The sequence below is a fragment of the Novacetimonas hansenii JCM 7643 genome (genome assembly GCF_000964405.1).
Classification (GTDB): domain Bacteria; phylum Pseudomonadota; class Alphaproteobacteria; order Acetobacterales; family Acetobacteraceae; genus Novacetimonas; species Novacetimonas hansenii.
The window spans coordinates 1-1027 of sequence record NZ_BANE01000254.1; the positions used below are offsets into that span (position 1 = coordinate 1).

Below are 1027 nucleotides of genomic sequence, written 5' to 3' on the forward strand. Positions count from 1 at the left end.
GCGCGGCGGAAAATAGCCGGCTCCGCCATTGCAGGCCCGGCCTGACTGACGCCCGCTCCCCTCCAGAAAAGGCTGCGGGCGCGCCCCATCCGGAAACAGGACAGCCCCGCACCACACCGGAAAGAAGTTAACCCGCACACCCCCTTCCCGGCCCGCCTCAGTGCGTGAACGGATGCAGGAACTGCGCCACGTCCTGCGGGGCAAGCTGGGGATGCAGGATCGCCCGCATCGCCCCGCGCCCGAGATAGCGCAGATCATCGTTGAAATCCGCCAGACGCGGTGACAGCACGAGGCACTCGATCCCGGCCTCCTGTGTCCTAGCATGCAGGGCCGTCACCGCATGGTCTCCGGCGGGATCGTCGTCGCGCAGCACGTAAAGGCGGCGCAGCGTGGGCGGAAACGTCATGGCGGCGAGATGCGCCGAGGACAGGCACGCGGCTAGTGGCAAATCGGGCATGACCTCGCGGAGCGAGAGCACCGTTTCGACCCCCTCGCCTGCCGCCAGAACGTCAGAGGCTGCGCCAAAACGCACGGCATGGCCGAGCAGGTCGCCCATCGCCCGACGGGGGATTTGGACAGGCGCCTTGCCGCGTCCGTCCCGCGCCAGCCAGGTGCGATGCACGCCGGTCACGCGACCTTCGAGATCGGTGACGGCGGCGATCATGGCAGGCCAGATCTCGGTCGGGCTGTCAGCATCGGCGCGATAATAGCAGTCAGGGTGGAAACGCAGCGATGCCAAGTCCGTCAGGCGGGTGAGGTCACGATGGCGCAACCAAGTTTCCGCTTGCGTGCCGGCAATCGGGCGGGACATGGCCCAGAGCCGTCGTGCCGCATCAGCGGTTCCTGATGCCTGCGGGGAAGCGTCATGCCCGAACGCATCGGAACGACCGTGATCAGAAGCCGGTCGTGGCTGTGGTTGCGGCAGGCAGAGAAAGTGCCGGGCCTCGTCGGCGACATCCCGAAAATCAAGCAGCCCGAGGCAATCGCGGATGATGTCGAGCAGATCGCCATGCTGCCCTGTCGCGCC

1 protein-coding gene is annotated in these 1027 nt (G+C 67.1%); it reads right to left on the bottom strand.

All coding sequences use genetic code 11. The features are described 5' to 3' along the window. Positions 1-157 precede the first annotated feature (157 nt). On the bottom strand, positions 158-1027 hold an 870-nt coding region (locus tag B7G66_RS14205; RefSeq protein WP_048859312.1), incomplete at its 5' end, for a DUF7146 domain-containing protein.